At 43.8% G+C, this 208-nt stretch carries 1 protein-coding gene; it reads left to right on the top strand.

The genetic code is table 11. The features are described from left to right. Positions 1–15: 15 nt before the first annotated feature. A partial coding sequence (locus tag HJW02_RS13735; protein WP_243760043.1) for a hypothetical protein occupies positions 16–208 on the top strand: 193 nt, incomplete at its 3' end.

Below are 208 nucleotides of genomic sequence, written 5' to 3'. Positions count from 1 at the left end.
GATGAGCATAAGGTAATGCTTGGTTTCAATGAGACTGACGATGCCGAGGCAGCTTACTTCGCGAATTATGACAGCGACTGGGCAAATAATCACAAGACAGTGGTAACTGCCGTAAACTTGGAGGATTTCGAGAAATGGATAGATAGTAGCCACCGGAAGACAAAAGCGTTTGCAGAATACAAGTCAGTCAAAAGTGTTGAAGAACAGA

This window comes from Akkermansia sp. GGCC_0220 (assembly GCF_017566105.1).
GTDB classification, from domain to species: Bacteria; Verrucomicrobiota; Verrucomicrobiia; order Verrucomicrobiales; family Akkermansiaceae; genus Akkermansia; species Akkermansia massiliensis.
This window is presented reverse-complemented; position numbering and strand designations above follow the sequence as displayed.